Origin of the sequence: Kitasatospora sp. NPDC101447, from assembly GCF_044767225.1 — a bacterium.
In the GTDB taxonomy this organism is placed as follows: Bacteria; Actinomycetota; Actinomycetes; order Streptomycetales; family Streptomycetaceae; genus Kitasatospora.
Map to the genome: position 1 here is coordinate 254,005 of NZ_JBIWNL010000001.1, position 24,114 is coordinate 278,118.

The 24,114-nt window shown below is 75.4% G+C and carries 1 protein-coding gene; it reads left to right on the forward strand.

The window, feature by feature from the left end:
- The gene (locus ACIRST_RS01190) at positions 1-24,111 is read left to right on the forward strand and encodes a non-ribosomal peptide synthase/polyketide synthase (RefSeq protein WP_402798916.1); all 24,111 of its coding nucleotides are present in this window, start codon (positions 1-3) and stop codon (positions 24,109-24,111) included.
- Positions 24,112-24,114 lie beyond the last annotated feature (3 nt).

Genomic DNA, 24,114 nt, shown 5'->3' on the forward strand with positions numbered 1-24,114 from the left:
ATGTCCCGTCGCGACGGTGACGTCCTTCCCCTGACAGCCGCCCAGCGCGAGATCTGGCTCGCCGAGCAGAGCTCCCGGACACCGATCCCGGGCTACCGCGTCGGCGAATGCCTGGAGATCCACGGGCCGGTCGACCGGGAGCTGTTCGAGACCGCACTGCGCCGGGTCGTCGACGAGGTCGACGCCCTGCACGTGACCTTCGTCGACGACGGCGAGGGCCCGCGCCAGGTCCTCCGGAAGAGCTGGGACTGGGCGCCCGCGCACCTCGACCTCAGCGGGGAACCCGACCCCCGCACGGCAGCCGTCGAGTGGATGGAACGGGACCTGCAGCGCCCGCTGGACCTCGCCCGCGACCCGCTGTTCGGCCACGCGCTGATCAAAGCCGCGCCGACCGAGTTCCTCTGGTACCTGAACTACCACCACGTGGTGCTGGACGCGATCAGCAGCTCCATGCTCCGCCGGCGGGTCGGCGAGGTGTACTCGGCCCTCGCCGAGGACGGCGCCGTGCCGCCGTGCCCGTTCGGCTCGCTGCAGGACCTCGTCGACAGCGACGCCGCCTACCGCGCGTCCGCCGACTTCGCCGCCGACCGCGCCCACTGGACCGGGCGCTTCGCCGACCTGCCCGCCCCGACCCGGCTCACCGACACCTCCGCGACCGACCCGCACCGCGCGCTGCGCCTGGCCGAGGAGCGCGAACTGCGCCGCCCGGACGCCCTGCGGGCCGCGGCCGGCCGTTCCGGCGTCCGGTGGTCCCGGCTGGTGATCGCGGCGACGGCGCTCTACGCCCACCGGATGACCGGCAACCGGGACGTGGTGCTCGCCATGCCCGTCACCGCCCGCCGCGGCGCCGACCGGGACCTCAGGGCCGTACCGGGCACCGTGTCCAACGTGGTGCCGCTGCGGCTGACGGTGCGACCGGACATGCCCTGGCGCGACCTCGTCGCCCAGGCGGCGCGGGAGGTCGAGACGGCCGTCGCCCACGAGCGCTACCGCAGCGAGGACCTGCTGCGCGACCTCGGCGCCCCGGGCGGCATCGCGACGGCGTTCCCGCTGATCGTCAACATCATGGCCTTCAACTCCAGGCCGAGCTTCGCCGGGCACCCCGCCGACGTGCACCACTTCGTGTCCGGGTCGACCACCGACCTCGCCGTCTGGGTCTTCGACTACCGGGACGGCAACCCGCCGCTGCTCCGGCTGCACGGCTCGCCGGAGGCGTACGGCGACGACGACCTCGCGGCCCACCGGCAGCGCCTGCTCGCACTGTTCGACACCGTCGCGGACTGCGACCCGGACGCCCCGGTGGGCCGGATCGGGCTGCTCACCGCGGAGGAACACGGCGCGCTGACGGCCCTCGGCACCGGACCGGTGGCGCAGCCCCCGGCCGCGAGCCTGCCGGAGCTGTTCCGCGAGCACGTGCGGGCGACCCCGGACGCCGTCGCGCTGGTGTGCGGCGAGGTCTCGCTGACGTACGCGGAGCTGGACGCGCGGGCCAACCGGCTGGCGCACGAGCTGATCGCGCGGGGCGCCGGGCCGGAGCAGCTGGTGGCGGTGGCGCTGCCGCGCTCGGCCGAGCTGGTGGTGGCCGTCCTCGCGGTGCTGAAGACCGGCGCGGCGTACCTCCCGGTCGACCCCGAGTACCCGGCCGCCCGCATCGCGTACCTGCTCGACGACGCCCGGCCGGCCCTGGTGGTCACCGACTCCCGCAGCGGGGCCCGCCTGCCCGACGGCGCTCCCGTCGACCTGCTGGTGCTCGACGACCCGGAGACGGCCGCCCAGCTGGCGGGCCGTCCGGCGGCGGACCCGGCGGTCGCCGTCGATCCGCGGCACCCGGCGTACGTCATCCACACCTCCGGCTCCACCGGACGGCCCAAGGGCGTGACACCGACCCACGGCGGCCTGCTCGACCTGCTCACCGAGCTGCGGCAGGTGCACTTCGCGTCGGTGCTCGGGGAGCGGCAGCGGCTGCGGGTGGCCCTGACCACCTCGGTGTCCTTCGACGCGTCGTGGAACCAGCTGCTCGCCCTGTTCGCGGGCCACGAGCTGCACGTCCTGGAGCACGCGACCTGGACCGACCCGGACGCCTTCGTCCGCTACGCGGCGCGCTGCGGACTGGACTACATCGAAGCCACCCCCTCCTACCTGCACGTCCTCGTCGCCCACGGGCTGCTGGGCGACCCGGCCTGGCGCCCGGCGCTGGTCGCGGCGGGCGGCGAGGCCGTCCCGGAGCAGCTGTGGGAGCAGCTGCGCGCGGCCGAGGGGGTGACCTGCCTCAACCTCTACGGACCGTCCGAGTGCACCGTCAACCCGGTGATCGCGTCCGTGGGTTCGAGCCCGCGCCCGGTGATCGGCCGACCGGCCGCCAACGCCCGGCTGCACGTGCTCGACGGCGCCCTGCGGCCGCTGCCGGCCGGCGTGGCGGGGGAGCTGTACATCGCGGGCGCGTGCCTCGCGCGCGGCTACCTGAACCGGCCCGCCCTGACCGCCGCGCGCTTCGTCGCCGACCCGTACGGGCCGAGCGGATCCCGGATGTACCGCACCGGGGACCTGGTCCGGTGGGGCGCCGACGGGAACCTGGAGTTCCTCGGCCGTCTCGACGACCAGGTGAAGATCCGCGGCTTCCGGGTCGAGCTCGGCGAGATCGAGGCCGTCCTCGCCGAGCACCCGCTGGTCACCCGGACCGCCGCCGTGGTGCGGACCGAGGACGAGCCCCGGCTGGTGGCCTACGCCGTCGCCGAGCCCGGCACCACCGTGACCGAAGCCGTCCTGCGCGACCACCTGCGCGAGCGGCTGCCCCGGCACCTGGTGCCGTCGGACCTCGTGCTGCTGGACGCGCTGCCGCTGACCCCGAACGGCAAGCTCGACCGGCGGGCCCTGCCGGCGCCCGGGCGGCAGTCCGCCGCGCCGGGCCGAGCGCCGCGCACCGCGACCGAGCACCTGCTCGTCGGGCTGTTCGCCGAGGTGCTCGGGGTCTCCGAACCCGGGCCGGACGACAGCTTCTTCGACCTCGGCGGGCACTCCCTGCTGGCCACCCGGCTGGTCGCCCGGGTCCGCTCGGTCCTCGGCGTGGAGCTGCGGCTCGGCGACCTGTTCGAGGCGCCGACGGTGGCGGAACTGGCGGCAGCGGTGGACGTCGCGGGCCAGGCCCGCCCGGCGCTGGCGCGCCGCGAGCGGCCGGAGACCGTCCCGCTGTCCTTCGCGCAGCGACGGCTGTGGTTCCTGCACCGCATGGAGGGCCCCAGCGCCACCTACAACATCCCGCTGACCCTGCGGCTGTCCGGCAGCCTGGACCAGCGGGCGCTGGCGACCGCCCTGGCGGACCTGGTCGAGCGGCACGAGAGCCTGCGCACCGTCGTCCCGACGGTCGACGGCGTGCCGTGCCAACGGGTACTGGACCCCGACGAGGCCCGGCCGCGGCTGCGGGTCACCGAGCTCGCCGAACGCGAACTGCCGGAGCGGCTGGCGCAGGCGGCCCGGCACGGGTTCGACCTCGCCGCGGAACCGCCGCTGCACGCCGAGCTCTTCCGCCTGGCGCCCGAGGACCACGTGCTCCTGCTGGTGGTGCACCACATCGCCGGTGACGGCTGGTCGACGGGGCCGCTCTCGCGGGACCTGACGACCGCCTACGCGGCCCGCGCCGAGGGCGCGAAGCCGGAATGGTCGCCGCTGCCCGTCCAGTACGCCGACTACGCCCTCTGGCAGCGGGAGCTGCTGGGGGACGGCTCGGACCCGGACAGCCTGCTGGCCGGCCAACTCGCCTACTGGCGTGAGCAGTTGTCCGGCCTGCCCGAGCAGGTCGAGCTGCCGTTCGACCGCCCCCGGCCGGCCGCGATGTCCTACCGGGGCGCCCAGCTGCCGGTGCGGATCGACGCCGAACTGCACCAGGGCCTGCGGGAACTCGCCCGCGACGGCGGGGCCAGCCTCTTCATGGTGCTCCAGGCCGGACTCGCCGCCCTGCTCGGCAAGCTCGGCGCCGGCACCGATGTCCCGATCGGCACCCCGATCGCCGGGCGCACCGACGAGGCCGTCGACGAGCTGGTCGGCTTCTTCGTCAACACCCTGGTGCTGCGCACCGACCTCTCCGGCGACCCGTCGTTCACCGAACTCCTCGGCCGGGTGCGCGCCGACGCGCTGGCCGCGTACGCGCACCAGGACGTGCCGTTCGAGCACCTGGTGGAGGCGCTCAACCCGACCCGCACACTGGCGCACCACCCGCTGTTCCAGACCATGCTCGCCCTGCAGAACGCGCCGCTCGGCACCTTCGACCTGCCGGGGCTGCGGGTGGCGACCGACCTCGTCCCCACCGGGACGGCCAAGTGCGACCTCACCTTCGTCCTGGCCGAACAGCCCGGCGAGGACGGCCTGTCGGGCGTGCTGGAGTACAGCACGGACCTGTTCGACGCGGCCACCGCGGCCGGGATCGTCGAGCGGTGGCTGCGGCTGCTGCGCGCCGTGGTCACCGACCCCGGCCGGCGGATCGGCCGGGTCGACGTGCTGTCCGCCGAGGAACTCGGCGCGCTGCTCCCGGCCGGAACGGACCAGGGCGAGGCCCTGCCGGCGGAGGGCCTGACCGCGCTGTTCGAGCGGCGGGTGCGGGCGACCCCGGCCGCCGTCGCCCTGACGGACGGCGACGTCACCCTGACCTACGGCGAGTTGAACGCCCGCGCGAACCGGCTCGCACACGCCCTGATCGACCGGGGCGTGGGCCCGGAGCAGCTGGTCGCGCTGGCCCTGCCGCGCTCGGCCGAGCTGGTCGTGGCGGTGCTCGCCGTGCTGAAGGCCGGCGGCGCGTACCTCCCGGTGGACCCGCGGTACCCGGCGGCCCGGATCGCCTACCTGCTCCAGGACGGCCGGCCCGCACTGCTGGTGACCACCGGCGCGGCCGGTGAGCTGCCCGGAGCGGAGGGCGTGGACCGGCTGCTGCTGGACACCGCCGACCTCGCCGGACAGCCGGACACCGACCCCCGGGTCGCGATCGACCCCGCCCAGGCGGCCTACGTCATCCACACCTCCGGCTCCACCGGCAACCCCAAGGGCGTCGTCGTCCCGCACCGGAACGTGGTGCGGCTGTTCGACACCACCCGCGAGCTGTTCGGCTTCACCACCGAGGACGTCTGGACGCTCTTCCACTCCTACGCCTTCGACTTCTCGGTGTGGGAGCTGTGGGGCGCGCTGCTGCACGGCGGCCGGCTGGTGGTCGTCGACCACGAGACCAGCCGTTCGCCCGGCCGGTTCCTGGAACTCCTCGCCCGCGAGCGGGTGACGGTGCTCAACCAGACGCCCTCGGCCTTCTACCAGCTGATGCAGGCGGACCAGGAGGCGGAGCCCGAACTCGCCCTGCGCACCGTGGTGTTCGGCGGCGAGGCGCTGGAGCACGCCCGGCTGGCGAGCTGGTACGAGCGGCACCCGGAGGACACGCCGCGGCTGGTCAACATGTACGGCATCACCGAGACCACCGTGCACGTCACCCACGCCGCGCTCGACCGCTCCGGCACCGCCGCCGGGCAGATCGGCACGGCGCTGCCGGACCTGCGGACGTACGTGCTCGACGCCGGCCTGCGCCCGGTGGCGCCGGGCGTCGCCGGCGAGCTGTACGTGGCAGGCCCCGGCCTGGCCCGCGGCTACCTCGGCCGGCCCGGCCTGACCGCCGGCCGCTTCGTCGCCGACCCCTTCGGGCCGGCCGGCTCCCGGATGTACCGCAGCGGCGACGTCGTGCGCCGCGCGGCGGACAGCGGCCTGCGCTACGTCGGCCGGGCCGACCAGCAGGTGAAGGTGCGCGGCTTCCGGATCGAACTCGGCGAGATCGAGGCGGCGCTGGCCGCGCACCCCGGCGTCGCCCAGGTCGCCGTACTGGCCCGGCAGGACCGCGCCGACGACACCCGGCTGGTCGCCTACGTGGTGCCGGCCGCCGGAGCCGCGCCGCGCCCGGCCGAGCTGCGCCCCGCCGAGCCGCGCCCCGCCGAGCTGCGCGGGTACCTGGCCGAGCGGCTGCCGGAGCACCTGGTGCCGTCCGCGTTCGTCCTGCTGGACGCACTGCCGCTGACCGCCAACGGCAAGCTCGACCACCGCGCCCTGCCCGCCCCCGACCTCGCCCCCGCGGTCGGCGGCCGCGCGCCGCGCACCGCGCAGGAGCAGGTCCTCTGCGAGCTGTTCGCCGAGGTCCTGGGCGTGGCGTCGGCCGGCGTCGACGACGGCTTCTTCGACCTGGGCGGGCACTCACTGCTGGCCACCCGCCTGGCCGCCCGGATCCGGGCGACGCTCGGCGTGGAGATGCCGCTGCGCACCCTGTTCGAGGCGCCGACCCCGGCGGGCCTGGCCGCCACCCTGGTGGCCGCCGGGCCGGCGCAGGCCGCCCTGGCACGGCGCGAGCGCCCCGAGGTGGTCCCGCTGTCGTTCGCCCAGCGGCGACTGTGGTTCCTGCACCAGCTGGAGGGTGCCGGCGCGAACTACCACATCGCCCTGGCCTGGCGGCTGTCCGGCAGCCTGGACCGGCGGGCCCTGGAGGCCGCCGTGGCGGACGTGGTGGCCCGGCACGAGAGCCTGCGCACCGTCTTCCCGGCGGTGGACGGCGTGCCGCACCAGCGGGTGCTGGACGTCGTGGCGGGGCGCCCGCGGCTGCGGGTGAGCCGGACCACCGAGGCCGGGCTGCCGGCCGTCCTGGCGGAAGCGAAGGACCGTCCGTTCGACCTGGCGGTCGACGTGCCGCTGCGGGTCCGGCTGTTCGAGCTGGCACCGGACGACCACGTGTTCCAGCTGGTGCTCCACCACATCGCGGGCGACGGCTGGTCGCTGGGCCCGCTCGCGCAGGGACTGACCGCCGCCTACGCGGCCCGCTGCCGGGGCGAGGAGCCCCGGTGGGAGGAACTGCCGGTCCAGTACGCCGACCACACCCTGTGGCAGCACGAGCTGCTGGGCGAGTCCACCGACGAGGACAGCCTCTTCGCCCGCCAGTCGGCCTACTGGACCCGGCAGTTGGCGGACCTGCCGGAGCGGATCCAGCTGCCCACCGACCGGCCCCGCCCCGCGGTCGCCTCGCACCGGGGCGGCTCCGTGCACGCCGGGCTGGACGCCGAGCTGCACCGCGGGCTGCGCGAGCTCGCCAGGCGGCACGGGACCAGTCTGTTCATGGTGCTCCAGGCAGGCCTGGCAGCGCTGTTGAGCAAGCTCGGCGCGGGCGAGGACATCCCGGTCGGCAGCCCGGTGGCGGGCCGGACCGACCAGGCGCAGGACGAACTGATCGGCTACTTCGTCAACACCCTGGTGTTCCGCACCGACACCTCGGGCGACCCGACCTTCGCCGAACTGCTGGGCAGGGTCCGGGACACCGCGCTGGCCGGGTACGCCCACCAGGACCTCCCGTTCGAGCACCTGGTCGAGCTCCTGAACCCGTCCCGGTCGCTGGCGCACCACCCGCTGTTCCAGGTCATGCTGGTGCTGCAGAACGCCCCCCGGGCCGAGTTCGCACCGCCCGGCCTGCGCGTCGACGACGTGCCGTCGGCGTCGACCACCGCCAAGCTCGACCTGATCTTCACCGTGTCCGAGCGGCACGCGCCGGACGGTCCCGCCACGCCGGGCGGCCCGGGAGGCGCCCCCGCGCCGGAGGGGGTCGACGTCTTCGTCGAGTACGCCGGCGACCTGTACGACCGGGCCACCATCGAGACGATGATCGGACGGTGGGAGCGGCTGCTGCGCGCCGCGGTCGCCGACCCGGCGCGGCGGCTCAGCCGGTTCGGCCTGCTCACCGCCGAGGAGCGCGGCGAGTTGACGGCGCTGGGCACCGGCCCGGCGGCCGGGGCCCTCACCGCGGGCATGCCGGAGCTGTTCCGCGCCCAGGTGCGGGCGACCCCGGACGCCGTCGCGGTGGTCGGGCCGGAGGCGTCGCTGACGTACGCGGAGCTGGACGCGCGGGCGAACCGGCTGGCGCACGCGCTGATCGCGCGCGGGGCCGGGCCGGAGCAGCTGGTGGCGGTGGCGCTGCCGCGCTCGGCCGGGCTGGTGGTGGCGATCCTCGCGGTGCTGAAGACCGGCGCGGCGTACCTCCCGGTCGATCCCGGGTACCCGGCCGCGCGGATCGGGCACATGCTCGACGACGCCCGGCCGGTCCTGGTGCTGACCGACTCCCGCACCCGCGGCGGGCTGCCGGACGGCCCGGCCGGGTGGCTGGTCACGGACGCCCCGGAGACGGCCGCCCTGCTGGCGGCCTGCCCGGCGACGGACCCGGCGGTGGCCGTCGACCCCGGCCACCCCGCGTACGTCATCTACACCTCCGGTTCCACCGGACGGCCCAAGGGCGTCGTGGTGACGCACGGCGGCCTGTCCAACCTGTTCGCCAACCAGCGTCCGCTGATGTTCCGCACGGGGGAGCGGGTGCGGATGGGGCTGACCACGTCCGTGTCGTTCGACGCCTCCTGCGACCAGCTGTTCGGCCTGTACGACGGCCACGAACTGCACGTCCTGGACGAGGAGACCTGGTCCGACCCGGACGCCTTCGTCGCGTACGCCGCGCGGGTCGGGCTGGACATGGTCGGCGGCACCCCGTCCTACCTGGAAGTCCTCGTCGCGCACGGCCTGTTGGACCACCCTCGGTGGCGTCCGTCGCTGGTCGGCCTGGGCGGGGAGGCCGTGACGGAGCAGCTGTGGGAGCGGCTGCGCGCCGCCGACGACCTGGTCTCGCTGAACTACTACGGGCCGTCCGAGTGCACGGTGGACTCGGTCGTCGCGCCGCTGGATTCGAGCCCGCGCCCGGTGATCGGCCGGCCGCTCGCCGGCGTCCGGCTGCACGTGCTCGACGCCAGGCTGCAGCCGGTGCCCGCGGGCGTCCCGGGCGAGCTGTACATCGCCGGTGCGGGCCTGGCCCGCGGCTACCTGAACCGGCATGCCCTGACCGCCGCGCGCTTCGTCGCCGACCCGTACGGGCCGAGCGGATCCCGGATGTACCGCACCGGGGACCTGGTGCGCTGGGACGCCTCCGGCCACCTGGAGTTCCTCGGCCGTCTCGACGACCAGGTCAAGGTCCGGGGCTTCCGGATCGAACTCGGTGAGATCGAGGCGGCACTCGCGGAACACCCGCAGGTCGCGCGGGCCGCCGTGGTCGTCCGGCAGGCCCGGGCCGAGGACCGCCGGCTGGTCGCCTACCCGGTGCCCGTCGCCGGGGCGGAACTCCAGCCGGAGGCGCTGCGGGCACACCTGCGCGAGCGACTGCCGGACTACATGGTCCCGGCCGCGTTCGTCCCCCTGGAGAGCCTGCCGATGACGGTCAGCGGCAAGCTGGACCGCCGGGCCCTGCCCGAGCCCGTGTACACCGCGGCACGGGGCGGCCGGGCCCCGCGCACCGCGCAGGAGCACGTCCTCGCCGAACTGTTCGCCGAGGTGCTGGGCGTGGCCCGGGTCGGCGTCGACGACGACTTCTTCGACCTCGGCGGGCACTCGCTGCTCGCGACCAGGCTGGTCGCCCGGGCGCGCACCACCCTCGGGGTCGAGCTGGAGCTGCGCAGCCTGTTCGAGACCCCGACGGTGGCCGGGCTCGCGGCCGGGCTCGGCGTCGCCGGCCGGGCGCGGCTCGCACTGCGCCGCGCGGAGCGCCCCGAGGTGGTCCCGCTGTCCTTCGCGCAGCAGCGGCTGTGGTTCCTGCACCAGCTGGAGGACGCCGGTCCGGTGTACAACATGCCGCTGGCCTGGCGGCTGTCGGGCGAGCTCGACCGGGCCGCCCTGCACACGGCCCTCGGCGACGTCGTCGCCCGGCACGAGAGCCTGCGCACGGTCTACCCCCAGAGCGACGGGGTGCCCCACCAGGTGGTGCTGGACGCCGGCGCCGCCGCGCCGCGGCTGCCCGTCACCCGGGCCGCCGAGGCGGACCTGCCGGGGCTGCTGACGGCGGAGGCGGCGCGGGGATTCGACCTCGCGACCGAACCGCCGCTGCGCGCCGGACTGTTCGAGACGGCGCCGGACGAGCACGTGCTGCTGCTGGTGATCCACCACATCGCCGGTGACGGCTGGTCGCTCGGCCCGATGGCCGCCGACCTGGCCGACGCGTACGCGGCCCGCCGCCGGGGCGAGGAGCCGCAGTGGGCGCCGCTGCCGGTGCAGTACGCCGACTACAGCCTGTGGCAGCACGAGCTGCTGGGCGGATCCACCGACCAGGACAGCCTGTTCGCCCGTCAGACGGCCTACTGGAAGGAGACGCTGGCGGGCCTGCCGGAGCAGATCCGGCTGCCCGCCGACCGCCCCCGCCCGGCGAGCCCCACCCACGCCGGCGGCCACCTCGCGATCGAACTCGACGCGGACCTGCACGCCGGACTGGTCCGGCTGGGCCGGGAGCACGGCGCCAGCGCGTACATGGTGCTGCAGGCCGCCCTGGCCTCGCTGCTGGACAAGCTCGGCGCGGGCACGGACATCCCGGTCGGCAGCCTGATCGCCGGCCGCACCGACCAGGCGCTGGACGACCTCGTCGGGTTCTTCGTCAACACCCTGGTGCTCCGGACGGACACCGGCGGCGACCCGACCTTCGCCGAGCTGCTGGTCCGGGTCCGGGAGGGCGCGCTCGGCGCGTACGCCCACCAGGACCTGCCGTTCGAGCACGTCGTGGAGGCCCTCAACCCCTCCCGGTCGCCGGACCGGCAGCCGCTGTTCCAGGTGCTGCTCGCGCTCCAGAACACGCCCCGCACGGACTTCGCGCCGAGCGGTCTGGCCGCCGAGATCGTCCTGGTGCGCACGCCCACGACGATGTTCGACCTCGGCTTCCACCTGCTGGAGCGCGGCGGCAGCGGCGGCCCGGCCGAGGGCATCGTCGGGCGGGTCGAGTACAGCACCGACCTGTTCGACCACGCCACGGTGGAGACCCTGGTCGCCCGGTGGCAGCGGCTGCTGGCGGCGGTGGTCGCCGAGCCCGACCGGCCGCTCAGCCGGATCGACGTGCTCACCGCCGAGGAGCGGCACGAGCTGCTGGTCGCGCGCAACGACACCGCCCGCCCGGCACCCGCCGCCACGCTGCCCGCCCTGTTCGAGGCGCAGGTCCGGGCGACCCCGGAGGCCCCGGCGGTGGTCGTCGACGACACCGCGCTGACCTACCGCGAACTGAACCGCCGGGCCAACCGGCTGGCCCACGCGCTGATCGCGCGCGGGGTGGGGCCGGAGCAGGTCGTCGCCCTGCGGCTGCCGCGCTCCGCCGAGCTGGTCGTCGCCGTCCTCGCGGTGCTCAAGACGGGTGCGGCCTACTTGCCGGTCGACCCGGACTACCCGGCCGCCCGCATCGCGTACATGCTGGAGGACGCCCGCCCGGCCGTGGTGCTCGACGACCTCGCCGCCGTCACACCGTCCGAGGAGCAGCCGGAGCACGACCCGGCCGTCGCCGTGGACCCGCGCCACCCGGCCTACGTCATCTACACCTCGGGCTCCACCGGCCGGCCCAAGGCCGTGGTGATGCCCGCCGCCGGACTGCTGAACCTGCTGGCCTGGCACCACCGGGCCGTCGGCGGCGAACCCGGTACGCGCGTGGCGCAGTTCACCGCGATCAGCTTCGACGTCTCGGTGCAGGAAGTGCTCTCCGCCCTGCTGTACGGCAAGACCCTGGTGGTGCCGGCCGAGGAGCAGCGCCGCAGCGCCGAACTGTTCGCGCACTGGCTGGACCGGCACGAGGTCGGCGAGCTGTACGCGCCCAACCTGGTGGTCGAGGCGCTGGCCGAGGCCGCCGAGGAGGCCGGGCTGGAGCTGCCGGCCCTGCGGCTGGTCGCCCAGGCCGGCGAGGCGATGCGCCTCGGCGGCGCCGTACGCCGCTTCCGGGCCCGCCGGCCCGGCCGGGTGCTGCACAACCACTACGGCCCCGCCGAGACCCATGTGATCACCGCCTACCAGCTGCCCGCCGACCCGGCGGACTGCCCGGTCCCGGTGCCGATCGGCCGGCCGATCGCCAACTGCCGCGCGTACGTGCTGGATCCGGCCCTGCAGCCGGTCGCCCCCGGAGTGACGGGCGAGCTGTACCTCGCCGGAACGGGGCTCGCCCGCGGCTACCTGAACCGCCCCGGGCTCACCGCGGGACGCTTCGTCGCCGACCCGTACGGGCCGGCGGGCTCGGTGATGTACCGCACCGGCGACCTGGTCCGCTGGCGCGCCGACAGTGAGCTGGAGTTCGCCGGCCGGGTGGACCACCAGGTGAAGGTGCGCGGCTTCCGGATCGAGCCGGGCGAGATCGAGGCCGAACTGAGCGCCCACCCGGGCGTCGCCCGGGTCGCGGTCCTCGCCCGCGAGGACCGCCCGGGTGAGACCCGGCTCGTCGCGTACGTCGTCCCGCAGGCCGCGGCAGGGACGACCGCCGCGGCGCTGTCGGCCCACCTGCGCGACCGGGTGCCGGACCACCTGGTGCCGTCGGCGTTCGTGCTGCTCGACGCGCTGCCGCTGACACCGAACGGAAAGCTGGACCGGGCGGCGCTGCCCGCGCCGGAGCCGGGCCCGACCGCCGGCGGCCGGGCGCCGCGCACCCCGCAGGAGCAGATCCTCTGCGAGCTGTTCGCCGAGGTGCTGGGCCTCGCCGGGGTCGGGGTCGACGAGGACTTCTTCGGGCTGGGCGGGCACTCCCTGCTCGCCACCCGGCTGGTCTCGCGGGTCCGGGCGACCCTCGGCGTCGAACTGGAGCTGCGCAGCCTGTTCCGCACCCCGACACCGGCCGGACTGGCGGCCGGGCTGCACGACGCCGGCACCGCGCGGCAGGCCCTGGTACCCCGGCCCCGCCGCGATCCGATGCCGCTGTCCTTCGCCCAGCGCCGCCTCTGGTTCCTCCAGCAGTTCGGCGCGCCGAGCGCCACCTACCACATGCCGCTGGCCCTGCGGCTGTCCGGCGACCTCGACCGGGCCGCGCTGGGCGCCGCGCTCGCGGACGTCGCGGCCCGGCACGAGACCCTGCGCACCGTCTTCCCGCACCTCGCCGGAATCCCGTACCAGCGGGTGCTGGACGCCGAGGAGGCCGCCGTCCCGCTGACCGTGCACGCGGCCGGCGAGGCGGAGCTGCCCGCCCTGCTGCGCGCGGCGGCGGTCCGCGGCTTCGACCTGACCGCGGAAGTACCGCTGCGGGCCGAGCTGTTCGCGGTGGCGCCGGACGAGCACGTGCTGCTGCTGGTGATGCACCACATCGTCGGGGACGGCTGGTCCATGGGCCCGCTGGCCCGGGACCTGGCCACCGCCTACACGGCCCGGCACGGCGGCGGGGCGCCGGCCTGGCCGCCGCTGCCGGTGACGTACGGCGACTACACCCTGTGGCAGCACGAGATCCTGGGCGACGAGCAGGACGGCCACAGCCTGTTCGCCCGGCAGGTCGCCCACTGGACGGAGGCGCTGGCGGGGCTGCCCGAGCAGCTGCCGCTGCCGGCCGACCGGCCGCGCCCGGCCACCATGTCGTACGGCGGCGACCTGCTGGAACTCCGGATCGACGCCGAACTGCACACGGCACTGGCCGGGTTGGCGCGCCGGTCGGGTGCGACCCTGTTCATGGTGCTGCAGGCGGCGCTGGCCGCGCTGTACACGCGGCTGGGAGCGGGGACGGACATCCCGATCGGGAGTCCGATCGCGGGGCGCACCGACGAGGCGCTGGACGAGCTGGTCGGCTTCTTCATCAACACGCTGGTGCTGCGCACCGACACCAGCGGCGACCCGAGCTTCACCGAGCTGCTGGGCCGGGTGCGGGAGACGGCGCTGTCGGCGTACGCGCACCAGGACGTGCCGTTCGAGCACCTGGTGGAGGTGCTGAACCCGTCCCGCTCGCTCTCCCACCACCCGCTGTTCCAGACCGGACTGGTCGTGCAGAACGCACCGGGCGGTGACTTCGAGCTGCCCGGTCTGCTGGTCTCCGGGGTGACCGTGCTCACCGGGACGGCGCGGCTCGACCTGACCTTCGGGTTCGCGGAGGAGCACGGGCCGGCCGGCGAGCCGGCCGGGCTGAACGGGGCCGTCGAGTACAGCACCGACCTCTTCGACCGCTCGACGGTCGAGGCCCTGGTCGCCCGGTGGCTGCGGCTGCTGGCGGCGGTCGCCGCCGCCCCGGACACGCCGATCGGCGGGATCGACCTGCTGTCCGCCGAGGAGCGGCGCGAGTTGCTGCCGCTGCCCGCCGCCGACGTCGCGGCGGCCGCGGTGAGCCTGCCGGAGCTGTTCGCGGCGCAGGTGGCGGCGACGCCGGACGCGCTCGCGCTGGTGTGCGGCGATGCCGAGTTGACGTACCGGGAGCTGGATGCACGCTCGAACCGGTTCGCGCATGCGCTGATCGCGCGGGGTGTCGGTCCGGAGCAGCTGGTGGCGGTGGCGCTGCCGCGGTCGGTGGAGTCGGTGGTGGCCGTCCTGGGCGTGCTGAAGGCCGGGGCCGCGTACCTGCCGGTGGATCCGGCGTACCCGGCGGCCCGGATCGCGTTCATGCTCGACGACGCCCGCCCGGCCCTGCTGGTCGACGACCCCGCGACGGTGGTCGGGGAAGGCCGGCCGGAGGCCGATCCGGGCGTCGTGGTGGACGCCCGGCACCCGGCCTACGTGATCTACACCTCGGGCTCGACCGGGCGCCCCAAGGGCGTGGCCGTCACGCACGGCGGCGTGTCCGGCCTGGTCGCGGCACAGGTCGAACGGCTCGGCGTGGCGCCGGGCAGCCGGGTGCTGCAGTTCGCCTCGCCCAGCTTCGACGCGTCCTTCTGGGACCTGTGCAGTGCCCTGCTGACCGGCGCGGCCCTCGTCCTGGCCCCGGCCGAGGCCCCGCTGGAGGCCCTGACGGACCGCGGGCCGGACGTCACCCATGTCACCCTGCCGCCCTCGGCCCTGGCCGCCCTCCCGGAGGGCTCGCCGGCCGCGACGACACTGGTCGTGGCCGGAGAGGCCTGCCCGCCGGAGCTGGTGGCCCGCTGGGCGCCGGGCCGACGGATGATCAACGCGTACGGCCCGACCGAGACGACGGTCTGCGCGACGATGAGCGACCCGCTGTCGCCCGGCGCGGGCGTGCCGCCGATCGGCCGGGCGGTCGCGGGCTTCCGGACGTACGTCCTGGACGAGCGGTTGCGGCCGGTGCCGCCCGGCGTGGCGGGGGAGCTGTACGTCGCCGGCCCCGGTCTGGCGCGCGGCTACCTGAACCGGCCGGGGCTGACCGCCGGACGCTTCGTCGCCTGCCCGTTCGGCCCCTCGGGTGCCAGGATGTACCGCACCGGTGACGTGGTGCGCCTCCGGGCGGACGGTCAGCTGGAGTACGTCGGCCGCGTCGACGACCAGGTGAAGGTGCGCGGCTTCCGCGTCGAACTCGGCGAGGTCGAGGCCGCCCTGGCCGAGCACCCCGCCGTCGCCCAGGCCGCCGTCGTGGCCCGGGACGACCGGCTGATCGGCTACGTGACGGCCCGTCCCGGCAGGTCGGTGCGGCAGACCGAGCTGGCCGCGCACCTGCGCGAGCGGCTGCCCGACTACCTGGTGCCGGCCGTGTTCACGGTGCTGGACGCGCTGCCGCTGACCCCCAACGGCAAGCTGGACCGCGCCGCGCTGCCCGCTCCCGCTGCCGACCTCGGCTCGGCCGAGGCCCGCCGGGCGCCGCGCACGCCGCAGGAGCAGATCCTGTGCGGCCTGTTCGCCGAGGTGCTCGGCGTGCCGCAGGTCGGAGTCGACGAGGACTTCTTCGACCTGGGCGGGCACTCCCTGCTCGCCACCCGGCTGGCCGCGCGGGTGCGCTCGGTGCTCGGCCTGGAGCTCGGGCTGCGCGCGCTGTTCCAGGCGCCCACCGTGGCGGGCCTCGCCGCGGCGCTGGCCGGGGCGGGCCACGCCCGCCCGGCGCTGACCGTGCACGAGCGCCCGGACCGGGTACCGCTGTCCTTCGCCCAGCGCCGGCTCTGGTTCCTGCACCGGATGGACGGCGGCGCCGCGACCTACCACATCCCGCTGGCACTCCAGCTGACCGGAACGCTCGACCGGGCGGCGCTGGACCAGGCGCTGGCCGACGTGGTGGCCCGGCACGAGAGCCTGCGCACGGTGTTCCCGGAGGTCGACGGCGTCCCGTGCCAGCGCGTGCTGGACCCGGCCGCGGCCCGGCCCCGGGCACGGCTGACCGAGCTGACGGAGGCCGAACTCTTCGACCGGCTCGCCGAGTTCGCCCGGCAGCCCTTCGACCTCGGGGCGGAACCCCCGCTGCGCGCCGGGCTGTTCGCCCTCGCGCCGGACGAGCACGTGCTGCTGCTGGTGATGCACCACATCGCCGGTGACGGCTGGTCCACCGGCCCGCTGGCCCGTGACCTGGCCGAGGCGTACGCCGCCCGCTGCGAGGGCCGCTCGCTCGCCCGGCCGGCCCTGCCGGTGCAGTACGCCGACTACACGCTGTGGCAGCGCGAGCTGCTCGGCGACACCGCCGACCCGCAGAGCCGGTTCAGCGAGCAACTCGACTACTGGAAGCGCCAGCTGTCCGAGCTGCCCGAACTGCTCCAGCTGCCCGCCGACCGGCCGCGGCCGGCCGTCGCCGGCTGGCACGGGGACCACCTCGGCCTGGAGCTGAGCCCCGAACTGCACGCCGCCCTCACGGAGTTGGCCCGCAGCACCGGGACGAGCCTGTTCATGGTGCTGCAGGCGGCGCTCGCCGCGCTGTACACCAGGCTCGGCGCGGGGACGGACATCCCGATCGGGAGTCCGATCGCCGGGCGCACCGACGAGGCGCTGGACGAGCTGGTCGGCTTCTTCATCAACACGCTGGTGCTGCGCACCGACACCAGCGGCGACCCGAGCTTCACCGAGCTGCTGGGCCGGGTGCGGGAGACGGCGCTGTCGGCGTACGCACACCAGGACGTGCCGTTCGAGCACCTGGTGGAGGCGCTGAACCCGTCCCGCTCGCTCTCCCACCACCCGCTGTTCCAGACGATCCTGGCCGTGCAGAACGCGCCGATGGGCCGCTTCTCGCTGCCCGGACTGGAGGTCGCCACCTACGCGGTGGCCACCGGGACCGCCAAGTTCGACCTCGGGGTGAGCCTGGTCGAGCAGTTCGCCGAGGACGGGAGCCCGGCCGGGATCGTCGGCGCGGTCGAGTACGCCACCGACCTGTTCGACCGCTCGACGGTCGCCGCCCTGACCCGGCGCTGGACGCTCCTGCTGGAGGCCGTCACCGCCGACCCGGAGCAGCCCATCGGCGCGATCGACCTGCTCGACGCCGACGAGCGGCACCGGCTGCTGGAACAGGGCAACGCGACCGCCCTCGACGTGGGCGCCGTCCCGGTGCCGAAGGCCTTCGCGGCGCAGGTGGCGGCGACGCCGGACGCGATCGCGCTGGTGTGCGGCGATGCCGAGTTGACGTACCGGGAGCTGGATGCACGCTCGAACCGGTTCGCGCATGCGCTGATCGCGCGGGGTGTCGGTCCGGAGCAGCTGGTGGCGGTGGCGCTGCCGCGGTCGGTGGAGTCGGTGGTGGCCGTCCTGGGCGTGCTGAAGGCCGGGGCCGCGTACCTGCCGGTGGATCCGGCGTACCCGGCGGCCCGGATCGCGTTCATGCTCGACGACGCCCGCCCGGCCCTGCTGGTCGACGACCCGGCGATGGTGACGGACGTCCAGACATGGCCCGACACCGACCCGGAGGTCGCCCTCGACGTGCGGCAGCCGGCCTACGTGATCCACACCTCGGGCTCGACCGGCCGCCCCAAGGGCGTCGTGGTCGCGCACGGCGGTGTGGCGAGCCTGGTCGCCGCCCAGATCGAGCGGTTCGCGATCGACCCGGACAGCCGGGTGCTGCAGTTCGCCTCGCCCAGCTTCGACGCCTCGGTGTCGGAGATCTACACCGCCCTGCTGCGCGGCGCGGCCCTGGTGCTGCCGCCCGCGGCGGACCCGGTCGCCGCACTGAGCGACCCGGGCCTCGCCGTCACCCACGTCACCGTGCCCCCGTCCGTCCTGGCCGCCCTGCCCGAGGGCTCGGTGGCCGCGACGACGCTGGTCGTGGCCGGAGAGGCGTGCCCGCCGGAGCTGGTGGCCCGCTGGGCCCCCGGACGCCGGATGATCAACGCGTACGGCCCGACCGAGACCACGGTGTGCGCGACCATGAGCGACCCGCTCCCCCCCGGCTCCGGCGTGCCGCCGATCGGCCGGCCGATCACCAACGCCCGGGTCTACGTCCTGGACGAGCGGCTGCGCCCGGTGCCGCCCGGCGTGCCCGGCGACCTCTACGTCGCCGGCGCCGGCCTGGCCCGCGGCTACCTGAACCGGCCGGGCCTGACCGCCGGACGCTTCGTCGCCTGCCCGTTCGGGCCCTCGGGCGCCAGGATGTACCGCACCGGTGACGTGGTGCGCTTCCGGACGGACGGTCAGCTGGAGTACGTCGGCCGCGCCGACGACCAGCTGAAGGTGCGCGGCTTCCGCGTCGAGCCCGGCGAGATCGAGACGGCCCTGACCGAGCACCCCGCCGTCGCCCGGGCCGCCGTCGTGGCCCAGGACGACCGGCTGATCGGCTACGTCGTCCCGCGCCAGGAGGCGTCCCGGGACAGCGGCGTCGAAGCGGACCACGTGGACGAGTGGCGGGGCATCTACGACGCCCTGCCCATCGCCCCCGAGGAAGCCGCCTTCGGCCAGAACTTCGTCGGCTGGAACAGCAGTTACGACGCCGCCCCGATCCCGGTCGAGCAGATGCGGGAGTGGCGCGACGCCACCGTGGACCGCATCCTGTCGCTGCGCCCCCGCCGGGTGCTGGAGGTCGGCGTCGGCACCGGCCTGCTGCTCTCGCAGGTCGCGCCGCACTGCGAGACCTACTGGGCGACCGACTTCTCCGCCACCGCGATCGACGCGCTCACCGCCCAGGTCGCCCGGCAGCAGGACCTGGCCGACCGCGTCGTGCTGCAGACCCGCCCGGCCCACGACACCGACGGGCTGCCGGCCGGGGACTTCGACACCATCGTGATCAACTCGGTGGTGCAGTACTTCCCGTCCGCCGACTACCTCGCCGACGTGATCGGGAAGCTGATGCGGCTGCTCGCCCCCGGCGGCGCCCTCTTCATCGGCGACGTCCGGAACCTGCGGCTGCTGCGCCCGCTGGCCACCGCCGTCCGACTGCACCGGACCGGCGACGACGGCGACCTCTCGGCGGTGCGCCGCGCGGTCGAGCAGGCCGTCCGGGTCGAGAAGGAACTCCTGGTCGACCCGGACTTCTTCACCGCCCTGCGGGAGCACGGCACGGACATCGGCGCGGTGGCCGTGGAGGTCAAGCGCGGCCGGCACCACAACGAACTGACCCGCTACCGCTACGACGTGACGCTGTACGAGCAGCAGGCCGTACCGGTCGAGCCGCTGGACCTGGCGTGGGGCCGGGACATCGCCGGCCTGGCGGAGCTGCGCGAACTGCTCGGGCGGCCGGGTACCGGAGCGGTGCGCCTCACCGGCACCCCGAACCGCCGCGTCGCCCGCGAGGCCGAGCTGGACCGGGCGGTGCGCAACGGGGACGGCCCGCTCGCCGAGCTGCTGGAGCGGCTGCACCGGCCGGACGACGGCGACCTGCCCGACCCGGAGGACTTCCACGCCCTCGGCGGGGAGTTCGGCCGCCGGGTGCACCTCACCTGGTCGGCCGGGGCACCGGAAGCCCTCGACGTGCTCTTCACCGACGGGCTCTCCACCGACGGGCCCGTCACCGACGGACCAGCGGACGCACCCGTCGAGGCCCACCGCCCGACCCGGGCCGGCCGGCCGCTGTCCTCGCTGACCAACCGCCCTGCCGGCACCCGGGGCACCGGCGCCCTCCTCGGCGAACTCCGCGACTGGCTGCGCGGCCGGCTGCCCGACTACCTCGTCCCGTCGGCGTTCGTGGCGCTGGACGCACTGCCGCTGACGGCCGGCGGCAAGCTCGACCGCCGTGCCCTGCCCGCCCCCGACCTCGGCCCGGCCGCAGCCGGGCGGGCCCCGCGCACCCCGCAGGAGCAGCTCCTCGCCGAACTGTTCGCCGAGGTGCTCGGGCTGGCCCAGGTCGGCGTCGACGACGGCTTCTTCGACCTCGGCGGGCACTCCCTGCTGGCGACCCGCCTGGCCTCCCGGGTCCGGGCGACCCTCGGCGCGGAACTGGAGGTCCGCACGCTGTTCGAGGCCCCGACCGTGGCCGCCCTGGCGGCCCGCCTGGACGGCTCCGGAACGGCACGCCCCGCGCTGACCGCCCGGCCCCGCCCGGAGCACGTCCCGCTGTCCTTCGCCCAGCGCCGCCTGTGGTTCCTGCACCGGATGGACGGGCCCGGCGCCACCTACAACATGCCGCTCGCGCTGAGCCTGACCGGCGAACTCGACCGCTCGGCCCTGCACGCCGCGCTGGCGGACGTGATCGCCCGGCACGAGAGCCTGCGCACCGTCTTCCGCGAGACGGACGGCGTGCCGTACCAGGTCGTGCTGAGCGCCGCCGAGGCACACCCGGCCCTGCCGGTGGCCGAACTCGACGAGAGCGAACTGCCCGGGCGACTGGCGCGGGCGGCCCGGCGCGGCTTCGACCTGGCGGCGGAACCGCCGGTCCGGGCGGAGCTGTACGCGCTCGCCCCCGACCGGCACGCGCTGCTGGTCGTGGTGCACCACATCGCCGCCGACGGCTGGTCGATGGGCCCGCTCTCCGGCGACCTGGCCGCGGCCTACGCGGCACGCTGCCGGGGCGAGGAGCCGCAGTGGTCCCCGCTGCCGGTGCAGTACGCCGACTACACCCGCTGGCAGCGCGACCTGCTCGGCGACGCCGCCGACCAGGACAGCCTGTTCACCCGGCAACTGGACTACTGGAAGGACGAGTTGGCCGGCCTGCCGGAACAGCTCCAGCTGCCCGCGGACCGGCCCCGGCCGCCGGTGGCCTCCCAGCTGGGCGACCGGGTCGCGGTCCGGCTGGACGCCGAACTGCACCGGGCGCTGCGGGACCTGGCCACCGAACGCGGCGCCAGCATGTTCATGGTGCTCCAGGCCGGCCTCGCCGCACTGCTCACCCGGCTCGGCGCCGGCACCGACGTCCCGATCGGCAGCCCGATCGCCGGCCGCACCGACCAGGCGCTGGACGAACTCGTCGGCTTCTTCGTCAACACCCTGGTGCTGCGCACCGACACGGGCGGCGACCCGGCCTTCGCCGAACTGCTCGGCCGGGTGCGGCAGAAGGCGCTCGCCGCGTACGACCACCAGGACGTGCCGTTCGAGTACCTCGTCGAAGCGGTCAACCCGGCGCGCTCGCTGGCCCGCCACCCGCTGTTCCAGGTCATGCTGGCCCTGCAGAACGCGCCGCTGGGCGAGTTCGCGCTGCCGGGGCTGGAGACCGGCCACCTGGAGGCGCCGACCGGGACCTCCCGGGTCGACCTGACCTTCAGCCTGGCCGAGCAGTTCCGCGCGGACGGCCCCTCCGGGCCCGGCGGCCCGGGAGGCGCCCCGAGCCCCGACGGGCTGGTCGGCGCGGTGGAGTACGCCACCGACCTGTTCGACACCTCCACGGTGGAGCTGCTGTTCGACCGCTTCGCCCGGCTGCTGCGCGCGGCCGTCGCCGACCCGGACCGGCCGATCAGCCGGATCGACGTCATCTCCGACGAGGAGCGCCACCAGCTGCTGTCCGGGTTCATGGGCGTCGCCGCCGAGCTGCCCGAGGCCGCGGTGCCGGAGCTGTTCGCCCGCCAGGCCCGGACCACCCCGGACGCGGTGGCCGTCGTGGCGGGCGGCACCGAACTGACCTACCGGGAACTCGACCTGCGGACCGACCGCCTCGCCCGGGCGCTGATCCGCCGGGGCGTACGGCCGGAAACGCCGGTCGCGGTCATGCTGGACCGCTCGGCGGAGCTGGTCGTGGCGATCCTCGCGATCGTCAAGGCGGGCGGCGCCTACGTACCGCTGGACTCGCGCTTCCCGTCCTCCCGCATCGAGCTGATCCTGCGGGAGACCGGCGCCGCGCTCGTGCTCACCGAGGAGGTGCTGACCGCCCTGCTGCGGGCCGAGCCCGATCCGACCGGGGACGGTCCGTCCGAGCCCGGTCCGTCGCGGGTCGGACCATCGGGGGTCGACGTCCCGTGCGACCCGCGGCAGGTGGCGTACGTCCTGTACACCTCCGGCTCCACCGGGCGGCCGAAGGGCGTGGCCGTCACCCACCGCGACGTGGTGGGCCTCGCGCTCAGCCCCGAATGGCGCGGCGGCGGACACGAGCGGGTGCTGATGCACTCCCCGACCGCCTTCGACCTGTCGACCTACGAGCTGTGGGTACCGCTGCTCAACGGCGGCCGGATCGTGGTCGCACCGCCGGAGCAGCTCGACATCGACCTGCTGCAGCACACGGTCGCCACGCACGGGGTGACCGGACTCTGGCTGACGGCCGGCCTGTTCCGGCTGGTCGCCGAGGAGCGCCCGGGCCTGCTCGCCGGGGTGCGCGAGGTGTGGACCGGCGGCGACGTGGTCTCCCCGGCGGCCGCCGCCCGGGTGCTCGCCGCCTGCCCCGGCATCGAGGTGGTCAACGGCTACGGGCCCACCGAGGCCACCACCCTGGCCAGCTGCCACTCCGTGCGCGCCCTCTCCGAGCAGGCCGCCTCCGTGCCGATCGGCGCGCCGATGGCCAACATGCGCGCCTACGTCCTCGACGACCACCTGCGGCCGGTGCCGACGGGGATGGTCGGCGAGCTGTACCTCGCGGGGACTGGCGTGGCCCGCGGCTACCTCGGCCGGCCCGGCCTGACGGCCGAGCGCTTCACCGCCGACCCGTACGGGCCGCCCGCAAGCCGGATGTACCGCACCGGCGACCTGGCGTGGTGGCGGGCCGACGGCACGCTGGAGTTCGCCGGACGCGCCGACCACCAGGTCAAGCTGCGCGGCCTGCGGATCGAGCCGGGCGAGATCGAGGCCGTCCTGGCGGGCTGCCCGGGAGTCGCCCAGGCGGCCGTCGTGGCCCGCGAGGACCGGCCGGGCGACAAGCGGCTGGTCGCCTACCTGGTGCCCGCCCCCGAGGGCGCGCCCGAGCCGGGCGAGCTGTCCGGCCGACTGCGCCGCGACCTGCCCGACTACATGGTGCCGGCGGCGTTCGTCACCGTGGACGCGCTGCCGTTGACCGCGAACGGCAAGCTCGACCGGGCCGCCCTGCCCGCCCCCGAGTACGGGGCCTCGGACGCCGGGCGCGGCCCCCGGACGCCGCAGGAGCAGCTGCTGTGCGGCCTGTTCGCCGAGGTCCTCGGCCGGGAGCAGGTGAGCATCGACGACGGCTTCTTCGACCTGGGCGGTCACTCGCTGCTGGCCGCCCGGCTGGCCTCCCGGGTCCGCGAGACCCTCGGCCTGGAGCTGGGACTGCGGATGCTGTTCGAGGCGCCGACCGTGGCCGGGCTCACCGAACGGCTGCTCATGAACGATCCGGAGGACGCCCTGGACGTGGTGCTGCCGCTGCGCACGACCGGCACCGCCACCCCGCTGTTCTGCATCCACCCCGGCGGCGGCATCAGCTGGTCGTACAGCGGGCTGCTGAACCACGTCGGCCCGCAGCACCCGGTCTACGCGATCCAGGCGCGCGGCCTCGGCCGGCCCGAACCGCTGCCGACGTCCTACGAGGAGATGGCGGCCGACTACGCCGACCACATCCGGAAGATCCAGCCGGAGGGCCCGTACCTGCTGCTCGGCTGGTCCGCCGGCGGGCTGATCGCCCACGCGCTGGCCTGCGAGCTGCAGTCGCGCGGCGAGCGGACCGCGCTGCTGGCGATCCTCGACGCCTACCCGGTGAAGGACGTGACCTTCGAGGAGGTGCCCGTCCCCACCGAGCGGGACGTGCTCGTCGGGGTGCTCGACGTCGACCCGGACGAGCTGGGCGACCGGGACGTCACCTACGCCGAGGTCGCCGAGGTGCTGAACCGGCGCGGCAGCGCGCTGGCCGGCCTGACCGAGCGGCAGATCGAGGTGGTCGTCCAGATCATGATCAACAACGCGCAGCTGGCGGTCGACTTCGTCCCAGCGACGTTCGACGGGGACCTGCTGCTCTTCAACTCCACGATCGACCGGACCGAGGACAACGCCGGGCCTGAGATCTGGCAGCCCTACGTCACCGGCCGGATCGAATCGCACGAGGTCACCACCCGGCACAACCGGATGACCCAACCCGGCTCGCTGGCCCAGATCGGACCGGTCCTGGCCGCCAGGATCGCCGAGGCGGCCGGTGACACCGCTGATTCCCACCACCAGGAGGACTGACCC